Raw genomic sequence first — 24,323 nt, 5'->3', positions numbered from 1 at the left:
CCTCTTAATTAAAGAATCTCTTTATTAAAACCCAAAGCTATATTGAATAAACACACGATGTGTGCTATTTTTAGGCTCATAGAAATAATGTGTATCACCGGTATAGACACTCACCATAGGGCTTGTTTTAGAATCTCCAACACTCCAATACTCATACACCAAACGCAATAAACGCAATTCTTGTGATTTGGTGAAAAAATTTGCTCCAATAAAGGCTGAGAATCCAAAGCCTTGTTTTTGTGTAACTTTTAATTTTCCTCTTTCAGTCGTGGTATTTTCGCTCAAATGATTACCAAAAATAAAATAGCGATAGCCACCACCATAGGTAAATGCTAGTTTTTGATTCAAAAGCACTTCCCCCTCAACCTCTAAAGGCACATACAAATACCCCTGTATTCGCTTCATACTTGTGAGTTCATTACGATTAAGAAAATAGCCAAGCCCGGTTTGCAAGTAAAGTGAGGTATAAGATGAATGCTTAAGCAAATTATATCCACCCTTTAGCTCTATATCTCCCATACTCGCTCCATCAATGCTTTTTACAGGCTTACCATTTCTATCGGGATTATCTGCGTCTAAAATACCGCCTGTATAAAGTCCAAGTGCATAGTTTAGCCTCAATGTCCCCTCTAGCTTAATACCTTGTGAGATATGCCCTATCTGCCCCATAAGCCCAAACATAAGCAAATCCATATGCATAACTTCTGCATCATTTTTTCTTGTATCGACTTCACCATAATAGTAATATCCACTATAAAAGCCAAGAGAACGATAAAAGCCATTTTTTATAAGACTCTTTTGCCACTTAGAATCCCCTATAAACACATTGTCATCTGCCGTGCTTACATTACAAAACAAAGTAGAACAAACAGAGACTACAAGAAAGATTTGAGATAGTTTTACTCTTTTCATTTTGCCCTCCTTAATACCCAATGCCTATTTGTAAGCCTACATAGCTTATACTTGAGCGAGGATAAGAGACAACAGCACTTCCGGGCTTATAGCCGGGCGTAATTGTCGTGCCTGCAGGTGGCTGTATAATACTAATAGTCGCACTCTCTGATGCTCCAAAGCTATGATATGAAGCCAAGATATTTGCATAAAAAGACACTTTTTTGCTCACATAATACCTCCCACCAAGGTTTAAGCGCAATCCATAGCCATTTTTAGCCGAAACTTTTGTTTTATTATCCTCATCATAGAGAATTGTTAAACCTTGGGCTACGCCTATATCATAAGCAAAAAGATATTCAAACATAAAACGAGGATTTACTCTTATATCACCTCGTAATTCAATAGGGATATAATTACCTACAATCATTCCAATAGCTGGAGTATTGGTAGAAGAATTGCTGTATTGCTCTATATTGAGTCCTGTGCCAATATAAAGAGGTTTATCATAAGTGCGTCTCACAAAATAGTATCCCACTCTTATATTTTGAGTTTGTAGAAAAGATTGTGTTTGAAAAGGTTTAGTGCTAGTAAGACTTTCTGCTTCTTGCAAGGGATAATATCCGTTTGTATTGCCCGTGCTTGCTCCAAGTGATGTATCAAAACCAAGACCAAAGCCATTTTCAAAAATATAATAATAATCAACAAACAATGCCATATGCACACTTTCTGTGCGACTTTTTCCTGCACTATGTGTCAAATAAGCATAGTTTAAGCCTAATTTTGCAAAACCGCCACTTATAAGTTCATCAGCCTTGCTCTGCACAGCTAAAACTAATACCAAAATGATAAATATAATGCGTTTCATAAATCCCCCTCCACTGATTTAGCAATTTAAAGTTTATCAAAAAAAAAAAAAACGAAATTATTAATAATGGTTCTTGATTAAGAGTGTAACGATTATACACATAAAGAGATAAGCAAAAGATAAAAAAAGAAAGTGAGAATCTCATCAAACACAAGAGATTCTCAACAAAAAAACAAAAAGATTCATACCCCAAAAAGGGGCATATTTTAATGGATACCTGCCATACCTTTTTCAAACTCACTTGCCTTGCGGTAAGGAGTTTCAGCAAGTGGAAGGTCATTTGTGCCTTTAGAGCAGCGCAAACAGATTCTCACACATTGAATAAGCACCAAAATAGTAACGCACATAAATAACGCACAAAGTGAAGCATTCACGAGGTTGTTTGTTGCAATAGTAGCAAATTTTTCAGCTAAGAGGGGGTCAGTTTCAGCAGCAGCTTTTGCACTATTGATTTGCCATATAGCAATATGACTCACCGCATCGTGGACTCTTTCGCCATTTGCAGGGAGAAGTTTAAGGATACCTGCATAAAGTGTGCTAATAAGCACCCAAGCAGCAGGTAAAATTGCCACCCACGCTTGTTTTGCTTTACCCATTTTGAATAGAACCGTGATAACAGTGAGTAATGCAATACCTGCAAGCATTTGATTTGATACACCAAAGAGTGTCCAAAGTGATTTTACACCACCTTGTGGGTCAGTAACACCTTGATAGAGGATATAACCCCAACCAGCCACACAAATTAAAGTAGCAACAATGCCCCAAAACAATGAGTGAATATTACCAATAGGTTTATACACATTTCCTAACACATCTTGCACCATAAAGCGTCCAGCACGAGTCCCTGCATCAACAGCAGTCAAAATAAAGAGTGCTTCAAACAAAATTGCAAAGTGATACCAAAATGCCACAGAACCTTGATTAAAAAGTGGCACTTGAGCAATAATAGTGGCAAGTCCAATCGCAAAAGTCGGCGCACCACCAGTTTTACTTAAAATACTATTTTCACCAATGTCTTGTGCCATACCTAAAATTTCTTCAGGTGTTACCACAAAGCCCCAAGAGCTAATGGTTTGTGCTGCAATAGCTGCTGCCTCTGCTACATCTTTAATTCCAGCAGTGCCAAGTCCAGCTGGAGCGACATTAATAGAAAAATATAAGCCCGGAGTAAGGATAACTGCAGCAATTAAAGCCATAACCGCAACTGCAGATTCCATAACCATAGAACCATAACCTACCATTCTTGCGTGAGATTCTTTTTCCAACATTTTTGGAGTTGTCCCGCTAGAAATTAATGCGTGGAATCCACTAATCGCTCCACAAGCAATGGTAATAAAGAGGAATGGGAAAAGCTGTCCGCTAAAGACAGGTCCTGTGCCATCTACAAATTTTGATACACTTTCAAACTTCACTTCTGGCATAGCAATCAAAATACCACCTGCCATAAGCACGATTACACCAATTTTCAAAAATGTGCTTAGATAATCACGAGGTGCAAGTAAGAACCATACAGGTAAAATAGCTGCAATGAATCCATACACAATCATTACATAAGTCAATGTAACAGGAGTAAGTGTAAAAATCTCTGCCAAAGTAGGATTTGCCGCTACATCACGTCCAAAGTAAAGAGCCAAAAGTAAAAGCACAAAACCTAATATGCTTGCCTCACCAATTTTACCCGGACGAATATAACGCATATGAAGTCCCATATAGATAGCAATAGGAATTGTCATAGCAATTGTAAAAAGTCCCCAAGGAGATTCAGCCAAAGCATTAACAACTACAAGAGCCAAAATAGCAATGATAAGCATCATAATGCCTAAGATTCCAATCATTGCAATACTACCAATAGGCTTACCAAGCTCTAACTTAATGATTTCACCAAGAGACTTACCATTTCTACGCATAGAAATAAAAAGCACTGTGAAGTCATGAACTGCTCCTGCAAGCACTACACCTACGACAACCCAAATCATTCCGGGCAAATATCCCATTTGCGCAGCAAGGATTGGACCTACAAGAGGACCAGCCCCCGCAATCGCTGCAAAATGATGCCCAAATAAAACAATTTTGTTCGTTGGGCAAAAATCGCGTCCATCGTTATTGACTACTGCAGGTGTAGCACGATTATCATCAAGCTCCAAAACCTTATATGCGATATACTTTGAGTAAAAACGATAACCTATTGCATAAATACAGACTGCTGCCACCACTATCCATACAGCCGAGATACTCTCTCCTGTATGTAATGCCAAAACACCAAAGCACCACGCGCCCAAAAGCGATATGAGCCCCCAAATTCCTATACTCACAATTTTATTCATAGCTCTCCTTTAATTTTAGATGCTTTAAGTTTAAATATTTCAAACTTAAAGCCTATTATTTAAATAAAAACTTAACTTTGTTTTTATTTATTTAAGAGTAGATTAGTAACATCAATCTCACACATTCTATCATCTTACTTAAGTTTTCTTGTTTTCAAGATTTCTCACATTGGTTTTAGATTAAGATAATATAATTTGTATTTAATGTATAAAAAGGATAAAAATTATGCAAAAAACAAGATTCTTATTTTTGCACTTATTGCATTATAGAATTTTTGTATTCTTTGCACTCTATGGTTTTTTCTGCACCTATACTATGGCACAAAACTACACAGCAAGACTTCCAGATTCTATTGTTTTGCAAAATGGGGAAAATAGAATGGATACACTCACCTCAAGATGTGGGAATCAATACTGCACATTTGGCTCAATGGGCAATGCTGGCAGTTATAGTTTTAGATATTCTACAAGCGGTGGTTCTTCTCAACTTACTCTTGTGAGTATTACTCCACCAAATCCCTATGGTTACACGCATTCCGTATTTTATATGGGAAGCTTAAATATAGGAAGAAACTCAAAACTAAGTATCAACGATTTTCATACTTTTGCTCCTTCGGGCACTCTCACACTTGGAGAAAATGCCACGCTTGAAGTTATTTTACAAAAAGGACAAAAAATTCCCGCAAGTGAATTTGCACCCTCATCAAAAGTATATTTTTCACGCGGAGCAAACTTTTTTCTTGAAAGCGGCTCAAGATTCAATGTAAGCAACACAGATTTTGTCATCATTAATTCACAAGGCACGATTAGCAATAGCGCACAAATGATATTAGATGCCAACACGATAAGATTTCAAAATACCATTCATAATTATGGGACAATGGAACTTACAGGTAATGTATATAATATAGGACAAAGTGCATTTGGGATAAACCTTGCTACTTCAAACCTTATCAACAATGGTAAGATGACAATAAATGGTAACTTTTACAATGGTGGTATTCCACTTGCTGATTCAGTAACAGGTTCTTGGTGGCAAAATGATGCACCAAGTCCGGGTGGAGGGAATCTTATAAACTATGGTGGAGAAATTACTATTGTAGGACAACTTATCAATGATAAAGGGACACAACTCGGACATACTCAATACTCAAGCGTAGCAATTTATGGTGGAAGCATTACAGCAACACAAGGAATGCAAAATGCGACTGGAAATACCCTTACCTTTGGTGCTCAAAATGGTAAAATGGGACAACTTATTGGGAATCTTTCAAATAATGGTGCAATCAAAGTTAATCTTACAGGAGCAAATCTTGGCACACACCAACTCATTACGGGCACTTTAAGTGGTAGCAATACACAAATGGATTTTATCACAAATGGTGGTAAAAGTGAATTTATAGAATCTATCCAAAATAGCACAACAATTACACTCAACAAAAATACTCAAGCTATTAACGCCTTTATGGATACTCTTCCTACACAACCAAAAACTATTCTTACCGCTCTTGAAGAAAATTTTTCTAATCCTCATACACCAACTCAACAAAGCATTTATACTTATGGCGATAGAAATTATCTCTCAATGTTAGCAGATAATCTTAATGACAATATAGAATCTATGCTGATTTACGCCTCTCCTTTAAGTATATGGGCTATGATACAAAATAATATTATCCCACTTAAAGCTCAAATAACGCCCTTGCTACGCAAAACTACCTTTAGCATAGCTCCTTTTAGTTCTACCACCTCGCACAGCTCACTTAAGTCTCCATTAAATGGTGTAAGTATTAATGTAAGGATTCCTTATGGCATACATCAGCTTAGTGCTTTTACTACTTATGCTAACACAAATATGACTCAATCACTTGATACTTCACAAACCTACTTTGATACAAACTCTTTAGCCTTAGGTTTAATGGATAGAATCTTTTTGCAAGGTGTAGAAATTTCTCTTCTTGCATATAGTGGTGCGACTTTCAACAAAACAAAGCGGTATCTTTTAATGAACAATAGCTCATTTCAAACGCATTATTCTTATTATGAGCTTGGTTTATCAGCCCAAATTGGCTCTCCATTACAATTAAATAAACTATGGATAAAGCCATTTGTAGGCATTGATTATATTTTTGGTTTGCAAAGTGCATTCAAAGAATCGATTACTTCAAGCACTGCTTCAGCCACTATTAATGCTCCTCTATGGACTATTCATACACCGCAACTCACACTAGGCACACAAATGCAATACACTCTTAATAATCAAACACAACTCTTTGGAGGAGGAGAAATACAATATGCACTTACAAATCCCTCTTTTTACGCTGATTTTGGCTCTTCACATCTTAAATTTGCGCCCCAAAATGCACTTGGATTCACATTGTATCTAGGTGGCTCTCTGTTTATGGCAAAAAATATATCCGCAAGTGCCTATGCGCTTTATTCACGCTCACACTTAGCTTTTCAAACTTATTCGGGCACACTAAACCTTTCTTATCATTTCTAAGTGATTACCCCAAATATGCTAGAATAAGCTCTTTGAGTTCATTTTTAGAGAAAAATCTTAAACTTTAAGGAAACAATACAGGATATGGTGGAAGTCTTAGCTCAAATTACAACACAACGCTCACAAGATATTACCCAAAAAGGCTTTGATTTTGGATATAAGATTCCACAAAAGAGAATCCACCCGCTTATAAAACCTTGCTTTGAACCTATGCTTTTTATTGCTGAAATTAAACGAGCTTCGCCTTCTGCTGGGCAAATTGGAGCTATCAATTCTCCCACAAAACTTGCTAGTGATTACCTTAATGGAGGTGCTGGAGCAATTTCTGTGCTTTGTGAAGAGCGATATTTTGGTGGAAGTTTATCTGATTTAATGGCAGTTAAAAATGCTTATCCTCGTGCGTGTATTTTGCGTAAAGATTTTATTCAATACCCACAAGAAATTGAGATAAGCTATCGTGCTGGGGCAGATATGGTGCTTCTTATTGCAGCGATGTTTATCGATGAAGACGATGGCTTTACGCGCTTTAAATCAATTTATGATGAATGTCTTAAATATGACATTACACCACTTATTGAAGTGCATAATCACAATGAAATTGATTTTATCGCCCCTCTTAATCCTGCACTTGTAGGCATTAATGCACGCAATCTCCATACTTTTAATATTGATATTCCTACTGCCTGCACACTTAAAAATGCTCTGCCTCATAGCAAGGTTATTTTTGAATCTGCCATAAATTCCCCCCACTCTGCCTTTATCGTGGGGAGCTTTGGCTTTGATGGTTTGCTTTGTGGAAGCTATCTCGTCTCACATAAAAACCCTACTCACGCCTTACAAAAACTAAAAAATGCCTTTATACACGCTAAAAAGACACAACCGCGTTTTTATCAGCAAATTTTTTCACATTTAAGCACACATACTCAAGATGTAGATTCTCAACCATTACTCAAAATCTGCGGTATCACAAATCTTGATGATGCGCTTGCACTTGCACAAGAAGAAATACAACTGCTTGGCTTTATCCTTGTTGAAAATAGCCCAAGATATATAGAATCTAAACAAATAAAAGAAATTGCCAAAGCCCTGCAAACGCTCTATCCACATATTTTGCGTGTAGCGGTAGTCAATGATGATAAAGTTGCACTTAGTATTGCAAAATCCCTCTATGAACAAGGCTATATTGATGCCATTCAATTACACGGATTAAATCCCCTCACACCCGATACATTTGCCAATATTTCACTTAAGGAATCTCTTTTTTGCTTCTATCCTGTGCAAAATGTTGCCCATATTGATGATTTTAACCCAAAATATGAGGGAGCATTCTGCCTTGTAGATTCTAAAAGCACACAAGGTGGTGGCTCTGGCAAAAGTATTAATATAGATGTTTTACATTCTTTACAAGAGCAATATTTATGTATTGCTGGTGGGATTAATCCACATAATATTAAAGACTTTTTAGCACTTAAACCCGCTTTGCTCGATATAAACTCTGGCATAGAATCTCAAGTAGGCAAAAAAGATATTTGTAAATTTCACACCTTACTTGAAAATCTAAAACAAACTCTCAAATCCACAAAGGAGTAAAAATGAAAAAACTATTTGTAGTATTAGTTTTGAGTTTATGGAATATTTCCATCTTTGCAGCCACCAAAGAACTTAATCTTATTATGGCAGGCGATGCACTTCTGCACGCTTCAGTATATAATGACGCAAAACAAGAAAATGGAAGCTATGATTTTAGCAAAATGCTTACTGCACTTGAAGTAGCCAAAAAATATGACTTAGCCTTTTATAATCAAGAGACGATTTTAGGAGGAGTAGAGTTAGGCTTAAGCACTTATCCTGCATTTAATTCACCACAAGAATTTGGAGACAATATGCTCTCCTTAGGTTTTAATCTCATCTCTCTTGCCAACAATCATACACTTGATAGAGGAGAAAAAGCTGTGCGCTCATCTTTAGCTTATTGGAAAGGAAAACATGCTGTTACTGCAGGAAGTTATGACTCATTCAAAGAGCGCAATAACATACAGATTCAGCAAAAAAATGGTATCACTTATGCTCTTTTAGCTTATACTTATGGCACAAATGGTATTCCCTTACCAAAAGGCAAAGAATATCTTGTCAATGTTTATACAAAAAAAATGCTCAAAGATGATATTGAAAATATCCGCAAGAAAGTAGATTTTCTTATGGTATCAATGCATTGGGGTATAGAATATGACTTCACACCCTCACAAGAGCAGCGCGATTTAGCGAAATTTTTAGCAGATTTAGGTGTAGATTTAATCATTGGCACACACCCTCACGTAGTGCAGCCAGCCGAATGGATAGGCGATACTTTAGTATATTATTCACTTGGAAATCTCATCTCAGGACAAAGAGGGACAAATAAACGCATTGGTATGTTAGGTAGTGTGCATATCACAAAGATTCAAGATGGTAAAGTGAAGCTTTCAAATCCACGTGCTGAACTTATCTATACTTATTATAATACACATTTTAAAGATTTTAAGCTTATGTGGTTTAATGAATTAGACAATAATATTCTTCCGAACTACAAATCAATTTATAAAGAATATATGAATATCATCACGCAAGGCAAACAAGAGATTCAAGCTGGATTGTAGCTTATACACCTAACGTTGCTCTTTAAATCGAATCTGCTGATGACAACCTTTACAGGTAATAGGATTGCTAGAACGTGAAGCAAAAAGATGTGTAGATTCTGTCAGTTTATGCTCTTTTCCTGGACAACCGCAAGTATAGTAATAATATTTTACTTCTTTGACTTCACAAGTTGCTCCACTCTCTATTTGTTCTTTGCGATATTTTTCAATTAACATATCTTCTTGTAAAATATGTGTTAAAAGCCAATCTTTTGCGATAGTTGCAATCATTTCTTTAAGCACTTCAATAGAGCCAATATGCTGCACCATATCTGCCATTTCCGCTACAATTTTGCGGTGAATCTTCCTATGTTCCTCAAGTCTTGGGTAACCAATAATTTGCATATATTGTTCTTCATCTTTGAAGTGTGTCTTCATATAATTAAAAAATTCTGTAAGAATTGTTTTTACTTCATTTGCTGAACTAGGGCTATTTGCAACACGATATGCCTTATGTGCTAAAACAAACAAAGTTTGGTGTTGCTGATCAATAATCTCGTGATGAACGCTAAACTCATCGCTCCAATCTGGTAGCATTATTCTCCTCCTTTTTAACAAGATAAAATTTTATTTATCCTTAATAACAATATCTTGCTGACATTCTTTACAACGCACATTTTGTGCAGTATTTTTCACAAAAAGATGCATAGATTCTGTTAATTTATGTTCTTTGCCCGGACACGCACAAGTATAAATATAAAACTTTTGCGATGGTGAAGACTTTGCCGATTCTTTGCGATATTTTTCAATTAACATATCTTCTTGTAAAATATGTGTTAAAAGCCAATCTCTTGCGATAACAAGAATCTTATCCTTGATTTCATTTGCAGAATGAATGTTTTTTACCATACTCGCCATATCTGCTATAAGTGCGCGATGTATCTTTTTATGAGCTTCAAGTCTTGGGTAACCAATAATTTGCATATATTGTTCTTCATCTCTAAAGTGTGTTTTCATATAATCAAAAAATTCTGTAATAATACTTTTTACCTCATTACGTGTCGTGTGAGCATTGGCAATCTTATACGCCTTATGGGCAAGTTTAAAAAGTGTTTGGTGTTGCTGGTCAATAATCTCATTATGGACACTAAATTTATCACTCCACTCTGGTAACATAAAATCTCACTTTTACTATAAACTACTTATCATTAAACTGAAAAGTTTCTGAAATTCTATACTTTTTCATTTTAAAATAAAGTTAAAACACAGATACTTTAAAGCAATTTTAAGGCATTGAAGGCAAAACTTTTACGATGATGAGGGCAATATCCATATTGCGCGATACTTTTTCTATGCTCTAAAGTCCCATAACCCTTATTTTTGGCAAGTTTATATTGTGGGTAGAGTTTATCTAATGCGCACATTTGCCTATCTTTACACACTTTTGCCGCGATAGAAGCACAAGATACAACAGACAAAAGACTATCTGCCTTAACCAATGTTTTTACGCTTAAACCAAGCTCTTGCAAATATTGTGGGATTTGTGCATTAAATATTGTATTACCATCTATAACTATTGTGAATCTTTCCCTTTTATCTCCATTATTTGTGTCATTTATCTCTAATTCCTTTTGCAAAATCTTATATTGCAGAGCATAATCTCCTAGTGCTTTAAGCAAAGATTCTATACCTTTTCTCATTGCAAAGCTTAAACCATTTGTATCAATCTCCTCTGCATTTATTTCCACCACATAAATGCTTATTTCTCCCTTATTTTGCGCTTTCTCCATAGATTCATAAATATATTCGCGTCTCTTTGGAGAAAGCCTTTTACTATCTTTTGCACCAAAAGATTCTATAATATGTGCTTTGCCTATCACTCCAGCGACAAACAAACTACCACAAAGGCAACCTCTCCCTGCTTCATCAATTCCTGCCACCCACATTGTATCTCCATTTTTTTATTTTTTCATATCTAAGAATTATATTGTAAAGATATGACTTTAAGTTTAGGCTTAAAATATGGAAAGTTTTTATGAGATGAATGGGGGGCTTTTAATTAACCCTTAAGTGAAATCACTTAAGGGTTGGGGGTTTTATTTATATCTTAGAAACTAAAGATATATCTCACACCTACATTATAAGTATGTGAGCCTGTTATTTTTGGCTTTCCTGTTGCTGCATCTGCTTTTGCTAATGTCGTAGCAATAAAAGGCACACGAGCAGCAATTTCAATGCCGTGTGCTTTAGCAATCTCTGTGCGCAAACCAACATTAAGCGCAAGATTTAAACCTGTTTTATCCATTTTATCATCTTTAAAAGTTTTGCCACCCCAAGAGTTAGCACCAAGTCCGAGTCCCAAAAATGCACCAAAGCTTGTATCTCCAGAAATAAAGTTATAGAGCGCATCAACATTCACTCCATAATCCATTACATTACCTGTTATTTTTTCATCACCACCACTTGCTTTTTTACTTGCATCTGCATAGGCAAAGTTTGCATAATAGCGCAAACCAAAATCTTGTGTAAAGAATTGTTTATAACCAGCAATAATCTCATAGCTTATACCCTTGAGATTTGTTTTGTCTCCATCACTTTTTATTTGAGAGCCACCATAGCCTACACCTACACCCACAAAAACACCACTTTCTTCAGCTACAAGTGCAGAACTTGATAACGCTAAAGCCACTACTGAACTTACAAATAATTTTGTAGTCTTCATAAAAAACCACCTTTCATAGAATTAAATTTGCATTGATAATGCGAACTCAATTCTAGCCCCCCCCCCCCCCGATTTTTGCTTAAAAGCAAAAGAGTTGGTAAAAATAAAATATACTTATGTAAAATAATGTAACATTATGATATAAAAATATGAGATTAAAGATGAAGTTTATTGTAAAATTTGATGAAAGGATTAATGTTTGTGAATAGATTCTAGAATCTCAAAAACTAATTCTTTTAACCCACTTTTTTCAAGACTTGAAATAGGTAAGATAAAACTTTGTGGATTACCTTTTTGAGCCAAAAACTGCTCAAGTTCTTGTTTTTGCTTGTCAAATTTGTCTGCAAACTCTTCTGCTAAGTGTCGCATATCACTTTTTGAGAGCACGATTCCAAAAGCTCTTTGCGATAAAATCGGAGAAAATTTTTCTAACTCTAAGCAGAGAATCTCCCATTGCTCCTTTAAACTCTGCTCACGCATAATATCTAGCACAAAAAGTAAGAATCCTGTGCGCTCAATATGTTTTAAAAATGCTATGCCTAAGCCCTTTCCTCCACTTGCTCCCTCGATGATTCCAGGAATATCCGCCATTACAAAAGAAGAAAACTCATCTGCATCAACCACACCAAGATGAGGAATAAGCGTAGTAAATTCATAGTTTGCAACCTCTGGTTTTGCATTTGAGAGAGTTGAGATAAGTGTAGATTTTCCTACATTTGGGAATCCCACTAGCCCCACATCAGCAATAAGCTTCAATTCTAAGAGAATATGCTTCTCCTCTCCGCTTAAGCCACTTTGAGCATAAGTTGGTGCTTGATTTGTTGCATTTTTAAAATGTGCATTGCCTAAACCACCCTTACCTCCTTTAAGCAAACACACATTTTTAGGATAAGTGTCCATATCTACAATGAGTTCTTTGGTGTCAAAATCAAGAATCTGTGTGCCAAGAGGGACTTTAAGAGTGATATGCGCTCCCCTTTTGCCACTGCAATGCTTTGCTTGACCGGGTTGTCCATTTTTTGCTTTATAATGACGTGCTCCACGAAATTTCGAAAGCGTATCTGTATTATTATCCACTTCCACATACACATCGCCACCATCGCCACCATCGCCACCATCAGGTCCGCCATTTATGACAAATTTTTCTCTGCGGAAGCTCACAGCACCTGCACCTCCCTTGCCAGAAGCGACAAAAATATCTACACTATCCACAAACATTTTAAATATCCTTAAATTTTATATCCAAGCGAATATATACAGATTGCTAATTTGAGTATTGAGTTTATTAAGATTCTATCTTCTTTTATAAAAAAATAGAATCTTGTTTATTTGAGATTTTTATGAAGCAGGAATAACAGAAACTTTTTTACGATTCTTGTCTTTTTGTTGAAATTTTACAACACCATCAATGAGTGCATAAATCGTATGATCTTTACCTAGACCTACATTATCACCTGGATGCACTTTTGTGCCTCTTTGGCGAATGATAATATTGCCTGCACGCACAAATTGTGAGCCAAATTTTTTGACACCTAGTCGGCGTCCAGCTGAATCTCTATTATTTTGGGTGCTACCCTGACCTTTTTTGTGTGCCATATCTCACTCCTTATTTTGCTATAATCTTTAGAATCCTCACGCGTGTAAAATCGCGTCTAAAGCCTCTTTTTGTCTTACTATCTTTTCTTCTACGCTTTTTGAATGTAACGACTTTTTTACCTCTGCCCTCATTGATAACTTCTGCTTCAATTTTTGCACCCTTTATAAAAGGCGTGCCAATATTGGCTTTATCATTATCGACAATAGCTAAAATTTCGTTCAATTCAACCTTTGACTTTGGCTCAAGATTCATTTTATCAAGAAGAACAATGCTCCCCTCAATGACCTTGTATTGCTTGCCTCCATTCTTAAATACTGCATACATTTGCATTCCTTGTGAATTGAAGTGTTATTTTTGTATAAACAAAAGCGGGATTTTATCCTAAAATTCTTGAATCTAAGCTTTGAAACGCTATAATTACTTATCTTTAAATTGGAAAGGAACGATTATGCGCTTACGCCTACTTTATACCTTATGTTTTATTTTAGGATTTGCACACACACTTGGAGCAAAAGAACCATTAGAAAATAATACTGCATATAATGGCACAGCCTTTATCTACTCTACAAATAAGCCGTCATCACTTACTTATGATAAAAAAGCACTTCACTTTATAAAACATCCAATCAAAGATAATGTATTCATTGCATTTGTGCCAATTGGATACTATGATAAAGAAATTAAATTTATCAAAAGTGGTAAGAACAACATCGCAAAAATTACAATCATACAAAAAGATTATAAAAAAGAACAAATAACCGTGGCAAAAGATAAGATTAGCTATCCTGAAGAAGTAGCAAAGCGCATTGAGAAAGAAAGAAATGATATGATTAAAGTCTATCGCACCATTACAAAAGGGCGATTATGGGATAAACCATTTATAAAGCCACTTGATTCAGTTATCACAAGTCCTTATGGCACAGCACGTATTTTTAATGGCACACTTAAAAGCTATCACGGAGGCACAGACTTTCGCGCTAGTATAGGCACTGATATAAAAGCAAGCAATGATGGTAGGGTTGCTCTCGTGCAAGACCGCTATCTCTCTGGTAAAACAATTGCTATCGACCACGGAGAAGGGCTTGTAAGTGTGTATTTTCACTTGAGTGATTTTAATGTCAAACAAGGGGAGAGCGTTAAACGCGGACAAATTATTGCTAAAAGCGGTGATACAGGACGCGTAAGTGGAGCACATTTACACTTTGGTATAGTGATAAATGGCACAAATGTCGATGCAATGGATTTTATTGAGCAAATCAATACATTATTTTAAATACTAAAATCATAATAGCTTAAAGTGAGCATAATGCTTGAGGTGTCAAATCGCTCACCAAGGAGTTTTTTACTTTTATGGTCAAAACCTTGTGTATAACCTACGCTCACACCATATCCACGCGCTATATCAATAAAAATCTCTGCCTTAACCAATCCACCATAAATATTATATTGCTCTGTTGTTTGAGGCATAGCGAGATTACTCATTTCAAATCCCCCGCCAAGCAAACCTATCACGCGTCCGCTAAAAAAGCGATATCCCACTTGTCCGCCAACAGAAAAGGCATAAAATCCATTTTTGTTTTCTCTTCCTGCAGCCCCATCAATATATACATTCAGCAAAAAGCTACGAGAATCTCCCAATGCAAATCCTCTCTTTAAGCCAAAAATTGCTGCTCCTCTATTGCTTTTATAATCCTGCATTTCTCCCGATGAATGCGTAATAGAAGAGCGCACCCCACCTATATTTAGACTACCAAAGGTAGAATTATTAGGAAAAACGGGTGCAACAGAAAAATCAATCCCTTGTGTCCCTACACATAAAAATGCAATGAATACAAGTTTCTTGATTATTTTCATTTTAACCCCAAATACTGCCAGTATATGGCTGACTTCTATCAATATCATCATATCGCTTTTTACTCTGATTTTTGCCCTTTTTATTTCTATTATCCTTATTATTTTGTGCTCTCTTAGAGCGATGATTTTTTTGGTTTATTTTTTTGTCTAAAGAAATCTCGGTTTGAAGCTCAAATCCGGCAACTTGCTCTTTTGTGAATCCAATTTTTGCATTACTATTTTTTTCTAAATGCAATGAAATAAGTTTAAGACAAAGCTGTGTAGTATCTACCTTGTCTTTAAGTTTTTCATAAATAGCTACTGATTTTTCACTTACTTTAATATGTGAAAGCTCTTGGGAAAATGCGTCATCACTATATTCTTGGGCTATTTCACAAAGTTTAAGTTTAGCCTTAGTAATTTGTTTAATTTTGCTTAAATCTTTATATTCAAGAGGTGTAGCAAGAGTTATTGCCACACCTTTTTTTCCTGCACGTCCAGTGCGCCCAATACGATGAACATAACTTTCAGGATTAAGTGGAATATGATAATTAAAAACGTGACTCACATCACTAATATCTAACCCACGAGAAGCCACATCGGTAGCGACAAGAATCTCAATTTGTTTTTCTTTAAAGGCTTTCATACTCTCACGTCTCTCCCATTGCTCCATATCTCCGTGGAGTGTAGCAGCTTTAAAACCTCGACTTACAAGTCTTTTAGCAAGTGCATCTGCCTCTTTTTTCATACGAGTAAAAATAATGCTTTTTGTAGGATTTTGTGTCTCAATTAAGCGCACAATCGCTTCATCTCGCTCACTTTCATTAATAATATAATATTGCTGCTCTATATCTTTGTTTGTAACATCTGCTGGTGTAATTTTCACAAAAGAAGGCTTATCTAAAATCCTCATAACTAAGGCTTTTATAGGCTCGGGCATAGTTGCTGAAAAAAGTAATGTCTGATGCGTGTTAGGCAAAAATTTTAGAATCTCCTCAATATCATCTAAAAAACCCATATCAAGCATTTCATCACTTTCATCAAGCACAACAATTTTTGGCATAAAATGTGCGATTCTACCATTTTGGAGATGGTCAAGCAGTCTTCCAGGTGTAGCGACCATTACCTTAGGTTTCTTTTCTAGTAAATCACATTGTCGTTTAACACTTTGTCCGCCATACATACAAATTGTTTTAATCCTACCAAATCGCCCAAGTTTTAGAATCTCTTCACTAATCTGCATAGCAAGTTCTCTTGTAGGTGTGATAATAAGTGCCTCTATTTCTTTATTATGGCTTAAAGCATTTAAAATGGGAATAGCAAATGCTGCTGTTTTTCCCGTGCCTGTTTGTGCTTGAGCGACAAGATCTTTGCCTGATAAGATTATAGGGATACTCTGCTCCTGCACAGGACTGGGTGAGCTAAATCCAGCTTCTTTAATGCCTTTTAATACAAAATCTTTCAACCCAAAATCATCAAAATTTTTTTCTTTCACTTTTTTGTCTTCTATATACGATTTTACAGAAGATTTACTCTCTTTTTGTTTAGCCTCTTCTGCCTGATATATCTTATCCATAGCAACTTATCCTTTTAACCTTAACTCAAACTTTAAATAAAAAAGCAAAATTATATAACAATTTTATGTTTTTTTGTCCAATTTACAAAAATATTGTCGCGCCTTAGATATAATGCCACACTCCATACTTGTAAAGGATAATAGTGATTTTAGACAATGCGCTCATTACACTTTATGAAACTATGCCTTTTGGGGCAAGTTTTTTGGCAGGAATCTTAACTTTTTTAAGCCCTTGCATTTTACCTCTGATTCCTCCATACATTTCTTATATCTCTGGTGTGGAGATTCAAAACTTAGAAGACAAACATTATTCTTACAAATGGCGTATTATTTACACTGCTTTATTATTTATCACTGGATTTTCACTTGTTTTTATCACACTCGGAATCTTTGCTTCATCTGCACTTGGCGCATTTTTTGCACATTCTTTAGTGCGCTATATTGCTGGAGGTATTATTGTTCTCTTTGGGATACATTTTTTATTTCCTTTTAGATTTGCTTTCTTATACAAAAATTTTAATTCTAACCTCAATCACACACGCTTTGGATTCCTGTCCCCCTTGATTCTTGGTATTGGATTTAGTATTGGTTGGAGTCCTTGTGTAGGTCCTATTCTCACTTCAATCCTCACACTTTCACTCACTCAAGCAAATCACGCATTTTGGCTTATGCTTTGTTATTGTGGTGGATTAGGTTTAGCATTTTTGCTTGTAGCTCTTTTTGTGCAAAAAGCACTGCACTTACTCAAAAAACTCACCCCATTTTTACGCATTGTGGAGGTGATTGCTGGGCTATTGCTCATACTTATTGGTGTGCTTATTATGATACATAAAACAGATCTTTTACTACCCTAAGATTCTAAGGAGAACATTATGCTTTTTAAAAATGCAACACTTTGTGATTATCAAGGCGTAAAAGAGGGTGATTTGCGCACAGAAAATGGAATCATCATAGAAATTGGCTCACTTACTCCACTTCCCAATGAAGAAATACTAGATGTAGAGGGCAAACTTCTCTTTCCTGCAATGATTGATTTAAATGTCGCACCAAAAAGCCTTTCTCTTTCTAGAAAGAATCTCCTCTCATTAGCGACCAAAGCTCTTAAAGGTGGTGTAGGAAGTATTTTACTCTATCCTTGCACAAATCCTACTTGTAGCGAAAATGGCTCTATTGAACTTATCAAAAGTCTTAATACACAATCTCCCATTCACCTACTCCCCGCAATTAATCCACTCAATAATGAGGGTAAATTAAGCGATATTAGCACTTTGCATAATAGCGGTGGACGTGCAATTTTTGCACGAAGTGATATAGACGCGCATATTTTAATGAAAATTGCACAATATGCTCAAATGCTTGACATTCCACTGATATGTTTTTGTCAAGATTCATCTGTGGCTGATGGAGTGATGAATGAGGGCATTCTAAGCGCATCTCTTGGGCTTCCTTCAATTCCTGCATATAGTCAAACAAAAGAAGTTGCTAAAATTGCTGAAATGCTCCACAATATGCCTATAAAGATTATTTTTGATACACTTGTATATCCGCGTAGCTTTGATATACTGCATACTTTTAAAGAGAATCTATCACCCATACAAGCTGATTTTTTCACACAAACTTCAATACATCACTTAATTCTTGATGAAACTTTATGTGAAAACTATAATACAGCAGCTAAAATCAACCCCCCACTTGTAGATAAGCAATCACAAGAACAGATTTTGAATCTTTTGCAAAAAGGTGAGATTAACACGCTAACAAGTTTGCAGTGCGCGGACTTTAAATCCAAAAAAGATCAAGTTTTTGAATTAGCAAGTTTTGGAATAGATGCGCTTGAGGTGTATTTTTCACTACTTTATACCTATTTACATAAACATTGTCAAATCCCTCTCTCGCTCATCTCACAATTCACAAGCTATACTCCTGCACAAATCCTTAATCTCAATAAAGGCTCACTCCAAGAGGGTAAAATTGCCGAACTCTTTATTGCTAACCCCCAAACAGAATTGAGTCTTAATGACATCTCCTCACCTTATCATCAACAAAGTTTATATGGTAAAATTGAAGCTTTTTTAAGTAATGACACACTCTATACACCATACACAAAGGAAAAATAATGCAAACAATACAAACATACCTCATCAACTTTCTCCCACAACTTGAACAGCTTGGTATCGCACTTTTAAAAGCTGCGCTCATTCTTATCGTGGGTTATTATTTTTCACAATTTATAGGAAATAAAGTCCGCAAAGCTATCGCAAAAAAAGATGAAATACTCGCAAAGTTTATTGCACAAGTAATTTTTGTTCTCTCACTTGTTGTAATGATTGTCGCTGCACTTGGCACTATCGGTGTGCAGACAAACTCTATTATCGCCGTGCTAGGCACTGCTGGTGTTGCTATTGCGCTTGGTCTTAAAGATTCACTTTCTTCTGTGGCAAGTGGAATTATCCTCATCGTTTTACGCCCTTTTAAGCGAGGTGATTTGATTGAAGTTAGTGGGCTTACTGGGAATGTTGAAAGTATTAATCTTTTTACAACAATTTTACAGCTTAACGATGGCAAACTCGCAATTATCCCTAATAGCAATATGGCAACAGCAAATATTATCAATACAACCTTTAACGAACAGCGGCGTATTGAACTTATCATTGGTGTAGGCTATGAAAGTGATATTGAAGCTGTAAAAAAAATTATCACCGAAGTGATAAATTCTACACCAGAAATAGATTTAAATAAATCATTTTTTATTGGCTTAACCGAGCTTGGTGCAAGTTCTTTAAATTTTACTCTACGCTTTTGGGTAAAACTTGAATATGGCATTATCGATTCACAAAGCAAGGTATTAGAATCTATAAAAATAAACCTTGATAAAAATGGTATTGAGATTCCATATAATAAGCTTGATATAAATATCACAAAGGCGGTGTAGGGTGCAAATCTTTGGTGCTGCTTTAGTATTTGTATGCGATGAAAATTTTTCTATTCTCCATAATGGTGGCATTGTCTTTGAAGAAAAACAAGATAGAATCTTAAAAGTAGGAGATTATAAAGAGCTTTGTGCGCTCTACCCTAATGCAAAAATGAGCTTTTACCCAAATGCTGTGCTTTTACCCGCACTCATTAATGCTCATATACATTTTGAGTTTGGCTCACATTTAGCACAATTTTGTTATGGGGATTTTGGTGCGTGGCTTGATAGCTTGATGACATCGCGCGATGAAGTCCTCAATAGTGGCAATTCTTCTGAATCTATCATTTTACAAGGTATTAACGAACAAATAAATGCTGGGGTAGGAAGTGTGGGTGCAATAAGTAGTTATGGCAATGATATGCCTATACTTGCTCAAAGTCCTTTGCGTGTAGTGTATTTTAATGAAGCCATAGGGAGTAATCCAAGTGCTATTGATTTTCTTTATAGTAATGTGCTAGAGCGGTTAAAAAACTCAAAATCTCTTGCTTCGAGCACTTTTATCCCTGCACTTGCCTTGCATTCTCCCTATTCTCTCCACCCCATAATGGCACAAAAACTTATAGAACTCGCTGCAAAGGATTTAATGCCACTTTCAGCACATTTTTTAGAATCCGCACAAGAACGAGAATGGCTTACTCAAAGCAATGGATACTTTAAGGGGTTTTTTAGTCAATTTATGAATGCTGCGAACTCAAAAAGTCTATATTCACCTAAAAGCTTTCTTGATATGCTTATTCCGCTTCAAAATAACGCTCTCTCACTCACACATTGTCTGCATATCACTCAAGAAGAAGCAAGTATAATAAAATCACTCAATGCCTCAATTATCACTTGCCCTCGCAGTAATCGCCTTTTAAACAATGCTTTCTTTAAGCGTGAATTTTTATTAGATTCTCACATTCCTTTAGCCATTGGCACAGATGGCAAAAGCTCAAATAATAATGTGAATTTGCTTGATGAGCTACGTGCTGCGCTCTATGCCTATCCACAAGAAGAGATTCTAAGCCTCTCTCAAAGTCTCTTGCTAAGTGCTACACTCTATGGCGCAAAAGCTTTAGGATTAAATAATGGCTCATTACAAGAGGGCAAAAATGTAGATTTTGCTATTTTTGAATTTAGCCAACCTTTATTTCAAACTCATCAATCTCACCCTAATCAATCACCTTTGCAGTTTATTCTCCACGCTACAAAACCTACTCATCTTTTTGTCAGCACAAAGGCGATATTATGAAAGATTCTATAATTGAGGGCATACTCTTTGTATGTTTAGGTAATATTTGCCGCTCACCCTTAGCAGAGGGTATAGCAAGGCATATCTCACAAAAATATAATTTGAATCTTAGAGTGGATTCTGCAGGGACAAGCGGGTGGCATATTGATGAGCCACCTTGTGCAGGTTCGCGTAATATAGCAAAAATACACGGATTAAATATTGATGATTTAAGAGGCAGACGTGTAAGTATTTACTCTGATGATAACTTTGACCTCATTATCGCACTTGATAAACAAAATTACGCAGATTTACTTACACTTGGTTTTGAAAAACAAAAAGTGAAAAAACTTGGTGATTTTGGATTAAAAGGCGCAGATATTCCCGACCCTTATGCCTATAAAGATATGGAGGGTTTTGAGCGTATATATCAAATGATATATCTTTGCGTTTCTAATCTACTCTCTATACACTATCCTATGATAGAATCTACACAAGATTCTAAAAACTTTGCAGATTCTCATATTATCAAAAAAAGGCTATAAAATGATAACACTTTATGGTATTAAAACTTGTGGGAGTGTAAAAAAAGCAATTACGCTTTTAGATAAACATAGTATTCCTTTTACTTTTATTGATTTAAAAACACATAGTCTTGATAAGGCACTTATTGCCTCTTGGATAGAAAAAAAAGGTATTCAAATTGTGCTTAATACCAAAGGCACAACTTATAAGAATCTCAAAAAAGAAGGGGTGATTACAGAATCTACTCTCGCAACTTTAGAACATCAAATCACCTTACTTTCACAATATCCCTTACTTTTAAAACGACCTATTATTATCTATAATGATATGCTTGTTATAGGCTATGACAAAGAAGCTATTATTGCCCTTTTGCAGGCATATCAAAATCAAACTTTTTAGGTTTAAAATGAAATATATTTGGCTCATTAGCTCTTGTTTCTTTTGTATGTTTATAGCAGCTTGTGCTTCTAACCCAAAAATCATTCCGAGTGCAGAAGTAAAGGATTTACGCTCATTGCCTCAAGATGCGCTTTTTTATCTTAAAGATAAAGAATCTACCCAAAAAAATTTAAATAAAGAAAACTCAAAATCCCTTGAGATTCTAAAAAAAGACTATCTTGCAAAATATTTTTCTCCTTGGCATCAAAAAGTAAATCCAAAAAAAAATGAGGTCTTTTGGATTCTCCCCTCACTTCAAAATATCGCCACAGGCAAAGGTAAAACAAAAAGCTATGGTGAAAACCTCCAAGAAATAAGCCCACAAGAGGCAAAGGAGCTTATAGATTCTATGAATCTTAGCTCTTATCCAAGTCAAAATCAAAAAGCCATTATTACCACTACAACCGCAGTGCGCGCAGTGCCTACAAACAAACCCTTATTTAATAAACCTAGCGGTTATCCATTTGATAGATGGCAAAATTCCCTTATTTTTGCAGGAACACCTGTGCTTATCACACACATAAGCACAGATAAAGCTTGGGTGCATATCCAATCTGGCTTTGTCTATGGCTGGATAGAATCACAACATTTTGCTACGCTTACCAAAGAACAAGTAAAAGAAATACAAAGTTACACAAGGTATGTAAGCCCTATTGTTGATAGTATTCCTTTATTTGATTCTCATAAACACTTTATCACGCAAGCGCGTATTGGACAGATTTTCCCTGTGTATGGGACACAACTTAAACAAATAACAGGTATTGCAACCTATGTGCGTTTAAATAATGGTAAGGCTAAAAGAGAACAAAGCTTTATCTCACTTGATGAAGTTGAATCTTTCCCAAGAAAGCTAGATTCTCAAACTATCGCTTCAACAATTAATGCAATGATAGGACAAAAATACGGCTGGGGTGGATATTTGCAAAATCGCGATTGCTCTGCCTTTATCCGCGATATTTTTGCACAATATGGCTTACATCTTCCGCGAAATTCTAAGGCTCAAGTATATTATGGTAAAAATCAAATTGATTTAAGCAAACTTAGTCGTAAGGATAAAGAAGCCTTTATTATCGCTAATGCTACGCCTTATCAAAGCATTCTTTGGCTACAAGGACATATTATGCTCTATATTGGAGAGTATCAAGGTAGAGCCATTGTCGCACATAGTGCGTGGAGCGTAACAACTGGCAAAAAATATGAAAATATGCTTGGTGGGGTTGTCATCACTTCTTTGTATGCAGGAGATGAACATAATAGTGCATTTGCAAAATCTCCTTTACTCATTGATAGAATCCAAGCAATGTCTAATCTTCCAACACTAGCACAACAAATACAGGCTAAAAAATGAAATCTCTATTGCAAATTTTTATATTTTATATATGTGCCGCTCACTTTTCCACCCTATGCGCTACTCCTATCAAGGTGCTTGTGAGTGTATTGCCACAAAAAGAAATGATTGAGCGCATTGGCGGTGAATATGTTGAGGTAGAAGTGCTTGTGCCTAAAGGCAAGTCGCCCGAAATTTATGAGCCAAGTATTGCACAAATGAAATATATTGAAGATTCTCATATCTTCTTTGGCGTGGGTATGCCTTTTGAATCTGCTTGGCTTAAACGCATAGCACATATTAATCCCTCACTTATTTATTATAATCTCGCTCACTCTGTATTAACAGATAATCGTATAAAGGGAGCAGATTCAAAGCATACTCACGCTCACAATCCGCATATTTGGCTATCTCCAAAAGCTATTTTGCCTCAAATTGATATTATTGCACAAACTTTAGGCAAACTTGATAAAGAGCATTTTAAAATTTTTCAACAAAATGCTACACTTTTAAGCGATGATATAAAAGCAATACAAGAACATACAAAAGAACTTTTTGCTAAAGAAGATTCTAAAAAAAGCTTTATTACCTATCACCCTGCACTTACATATTGGAGTGCGGAATTTAAAGTTAAAGAATTAAGTATAGAGAATAATGGTAAAGAGATTAAAGGGAGAGAATTGGTCGCACTAATGGCACAAGCGAAAAAAGATAGTGTAGAGGCAATTTTTATTCAGCCTGAATTTGCAAAATCACGTGTAGAGATGTTTGCAAGAGAACTAGATTTACGCATTATTGAGCTTGATGTTTTGCGTAAAGATTGGCTTCTATCTCTGCAAGATTTAGCCTGTCAAATTGCATTTTCACTCTCTGCACAAGAGAGCAAATCCTGTGTGCAAAAATACTTTAAAGACTAGCTT

At 35.8% G+C, this 24,323-nt stretch carries 24 protein-coding genes; 12 read left to right on the top strand and 12 right to left on the bottom strand.

Annotated features, from left to right (window positions below; translation table 11 throughout):
* Window positions 1-24: 24 nt before the first annotated feature.
* From LS65_RS08245 to LS65_RS08235, 3 genes are all read right to left on the bottom strand, one after another.
* Window positions 25-912: a hypothetical protein gene (locus LS65_RS08245; protein WP_034360794.1), complete on the bottom strand. Its 888-nt coding sequence runs from the start codon at window positions 910-912 to the stop codon at window positions 25-27.
* 10 nt (window positions 913-922) lie between these two features.
* Window positions 923-1,759, bottom strand: a complete 837-nt coding sequence (locus LS65_RS08240) for a hypothetical protein (protein WP_034360795.1) — start codon at window positions 1,757-1,759, stop codon at window positions 923-925.
* Window positions 1,760-1,965: 206 nt separating this feature from the next.
* Window positions 1,966-4,083 carry a carbon starvation CstA family protein gene (locus LS65_RS08235; protein ID WP_034360796.1) on the bottom strand — a complete coding sequence of 706 codons (2,118 nt, stop codon included), beginning with the start codon at window positions 4,081-4,083 and terminating at the stop codon, window positions 1,966-1,968.
* A 226-nt stretch (window positions 4,084-4,309) separates the two neighbouring features.
* Here LS65_RS08235 and LS65_RS08230 point away from each other — a divergent pair, with 226 nt between their 5' ends.
* The 3 genes from LS65_RS08230 (at window position 4,310) to LS65_RS08220 (ending at window position 9,222) form a co-directional block, all read left to right on the top strand.
* Window positions 4,310-6,586: an autotransporter outer membrane beta-barrel domain-containing protein gene (locus LS65_RS08230; protein ID WP_052060991.1), complete on the top strand. Its 2,277-nt coding sequence runs from the start codon at window positions 4,310-4,312 to the stop codon at window positions 6,584-6,586.
* An 84-nt stretch (window positions 6,587-6,670) separates the two neighbouring features.
* On the top strand, window positions 6,671-8,176 hold the full coding sequence (gene trpF, locus LS65_RS08225) for a phosphoribosylanthranilate isomerase (RefSeq protein ID WP_034360798.1): 1,506 nt from the start codon (window positions 6,671-6,673) through the stop codon (window positions 8,174-8,176).
* 2 nt (window positions 8,177-8,178) lie between these two features.
* Complete coding sequence (locus LS65_RS08220; protein WP_034360800.1) at window positions 8,179-9,222, top strand: CapA family protein; 1,044 nt, start codon at window positions 8,179-8,181, stop codon at window positions 9,220-9,222.
* A 9-nt stretch (window positions 9,223-9,231) separates the two neighbouring features.
* Here LS65_RS08220 and LS65_RS08215 read toward each other — a convergent pair whose 3' ends face one another.
* From LS65_RS08215 to rplU, 7 genes are all read right to left on the bottom strand, one after another.
* Window positions 9,232-9,798 carry a bacteriohemerythrin gene (locus LS65_RS08215; protein WP_138129837.1) on the bottom strand — a complete coding sequence of 189 codons (567 nt, stop codon included), beginning with the start codon at window positions 9,796-9,798 and terminating at the stop codon, window positions 9,232-9,234.
* Between the two features lie 30 nt (window positions 9,799-9,828).
* The gene (locus LS65_RS08210) at window positions 9,829-10,377 is read right to left on the bottom strand and encodes a bacteriohemerythrin (RefSeq protein WP_034363969.1); all 549 of its coding nucleotides are present in this window, start codon (window positions 10,375-10,377) and stop codon (window positions 9,829-9,831) included.
* 98 nt (window positions 10,378-10,475) lie between these two features.
* The gene (locus LS65_RS08205) at window positions 10,476-11,147 is read right to left on the bottom strand and encodes a ribonuclease HII (RefSeq protein WP_034363967.1); all 672 of its coding nucleotides are present in this window, start codon (window positions 11,145-11,147) and stop codon (window positions 10,476-10,478) included.
* Between the two features lie 161 nt (window positions 11,148-11,308).
* On the bottom strand, window positions 11,309-11,923 hold the full coding sequence (locus LS65_RS08200) for an outer membrane beta-barrel protein (RefSeq protein WP_034363965.1): 615 nt from the start codon (window positions 11,921-11,923) through the stop codon (window positions 11,309-11,311).
* A gap of 192 nt (window positions 11,924-12,115) precedes the next feature.
* Window positions 12,116-13,141, bottom strand: coding sequence for a GTPase ObgE (obgE, locus tag LS65_RS08195; RefSeq protein ID WP_034360295.1), 1,026 nt, complete (start codon window positions 13,139-13,141; stop codon window positions 12,116-12,118).
* A 120-nt stretch (window positions 13,142-13,261) separates the two neighbouring features.
* Window positions 13,262-13,519 (bottom strand): 50S ribosomal protein L27, encoded by a 258-nt coding sequence (gene rpmA, locus LS65_RS08190; RefSeq protein ID WP_034360298.1) that lies wholly within the window; start codon window positions 13,517-13,519, stop codon window positions 13,262-13,264.
* A gap of 10 nt (window positions 13,520-13,529) precedes the next feature.
* A complete protein-coding gene (rplU, locus tag LS65_RS08185; RefSeq protein ID WP_034360300.1) occupies window positions 13,530-13,844 on the bottom strand; it encodes a 50S ribosomal protein L21 in 315 nt (104 codons plus the stop codon).
* A gap of 124 nt (window positions 13,845-13,968) precedes the next feature.
* On the opposite strand from rplU, the gene pgp3 reads away from it, so the two are divergent.
* A complete protein-coding gene (gene pgp3 / locus LS65_RS08180; RefSeq protein WP_052060937.1) occupies window positions 13,969-14,793 on the top strand; it encodes a peptidoglycan metallopeptidase Pgp3 in 825 nt (274 codons plus the stop codon).
* Here the strand turns inward: pgp3 and LS65_RS08175 are convergent.
* Window positions 14,790-15,374: a hypothetical protein gene (locus tag LS65_RS08175; RefSeq protein WP_236096685.1), complete on the bottom strand. Its 585-nt coding sequence runs from the start codon at window positions 15,372-15,374 to the stop codon at window positions 14,790-14,792. The genes pgp3 and LS65_RS08175 overlap by 4 nt on opposite strands.
* Window position 15,375: 1 nt before the next feature.
* A complete protein-coding gene (locus LS65_RS08170; RefSeq protein WP_084707868.1) occupies window positions 15,376-16,929 on the bottom strand; it encodes a DEAD/DEAH box helicase in 1,554 nt (517 codons plus the stop codon).
* Window positions 16,930-17,072: 143 nt separating this feature from the next.
* On the opposite strand from LS65_RS08170, the gene LS65_RS08165 reads away from it, so the two are divergent.
* From LS65_RS08165 to LS65_RS08130, 8 genes are read left to right on the top strand one after another with little or no spacing between them, the layout of a single operon-like run.
* Entirely contained in the window at window positions 17,073-17,783 is a 711-nt protein-coding gene (locus tag LS65_RS08165) for a cytochrome c biogenesis CcdA family protein (RefSeq protein WP_034360315.1), read from the top strand.
* Window positions 17,784-17,801: 18 nt separating this feature from the next.
* Window positions 17,802-19,046: a metal-dependent hydrolase gene (locus tag LS65_RS08160; RefSeq protein ID WP_034360318.1), complete on the top strand. Its 1,245-nt coding sequence runs from the start codon at window positions 17,802-17,804 to the stop codon at window positions 19,044-19,046.
* A complete protein-coding gene (mscS, locus tag LS65_RS08155; RefSeq protein WP_034360320.1) occupies window positions 19,046-19,861 on the top strand; it encodes a small-conductance mechanosensitive channel MscS in 816 nt (271 codons plus the stop codon). Before LS65_RS08160 ends, mscS begins: the two co-directional genes overlap by 1 nt.
* A 1-nt stretch (window position 19,862) precedes the next feature.
* Window positions 19,863-21,134, top strand: coding sequence for an aminofutalosine deaminase family hydrolase (mqnF, locus tag LS65_RS08150; protein ID WP_034360322.1), 1,272 nt, complete (start codon window positions 19,863-19,865; stop codon window positions 21,132-21,134).
* Window positions 21,131-21,658, top strand: coding sequence for a low molecular weight protein-tyrosine-phosphatase (locus tag LS65_RS08145; protein ID WP_052060939.1), 528 nt, complete (start codon window positions 21,131-21,133; stop codon window positions 21,656-21,658). The genes mqnF and LS65_RS08145 overlap by 4 nt, the downstream gene beginning before the upstream one ends.
* Before the next feature lies 1 nt (window position 21,659).
* Complete coding sequence (locus LS65_RS08140; protein ID WP_034360324.1) at window positions 21,660-22,037, top strand: arsenate reductase family protein; 378 nt, start codon at window positions 21,660-21,662, stop codon at window positions 22,035-22,037.
* A gap of 7 nt (window positions 22,038-22,044) precedes the next feature.
* Entirely contained in the window at window positions 22,045-23,424 is a 1,380-nt protein-coding gene (locus LS65_RS08135) for an NlpC/P60 family N-terminal domain-containing protein (protein ID WP_034360326.1), read from the top strand.
* Window positions 23,421-24,320, top strand: a complete 900-nt coding sequence (locus LS65_RS08130; RefSeq protein ID WP_034360328.1) for a metal ABC transporter solute-binding protein, Zn/Mn family — start codon at window positions 23,421-23,423, stop codon at window positions 24,318-24,320. The genes LS65_RS08135 and LS65_RS08130 overlap by 4 nt, the downstream gene beginning before the upstream one ends.
* Window positions 24,321-24,323 lie beyond the last annotated feature (3 nt).

The sequence above is a fragment of the Helicobacter japonicus genome (assembly GCF_000762845.2).
GTDB classification, from domain to species: Bacteria; Campylobacterota; Campylobacteria; order Campylobacterales; family Helicobacteraceae; genus Helicobacter_C; species Helicobacter_C japonicus.
This window is presented reverse-complemented; position numbering and strand designations above follow the sequence as displayed.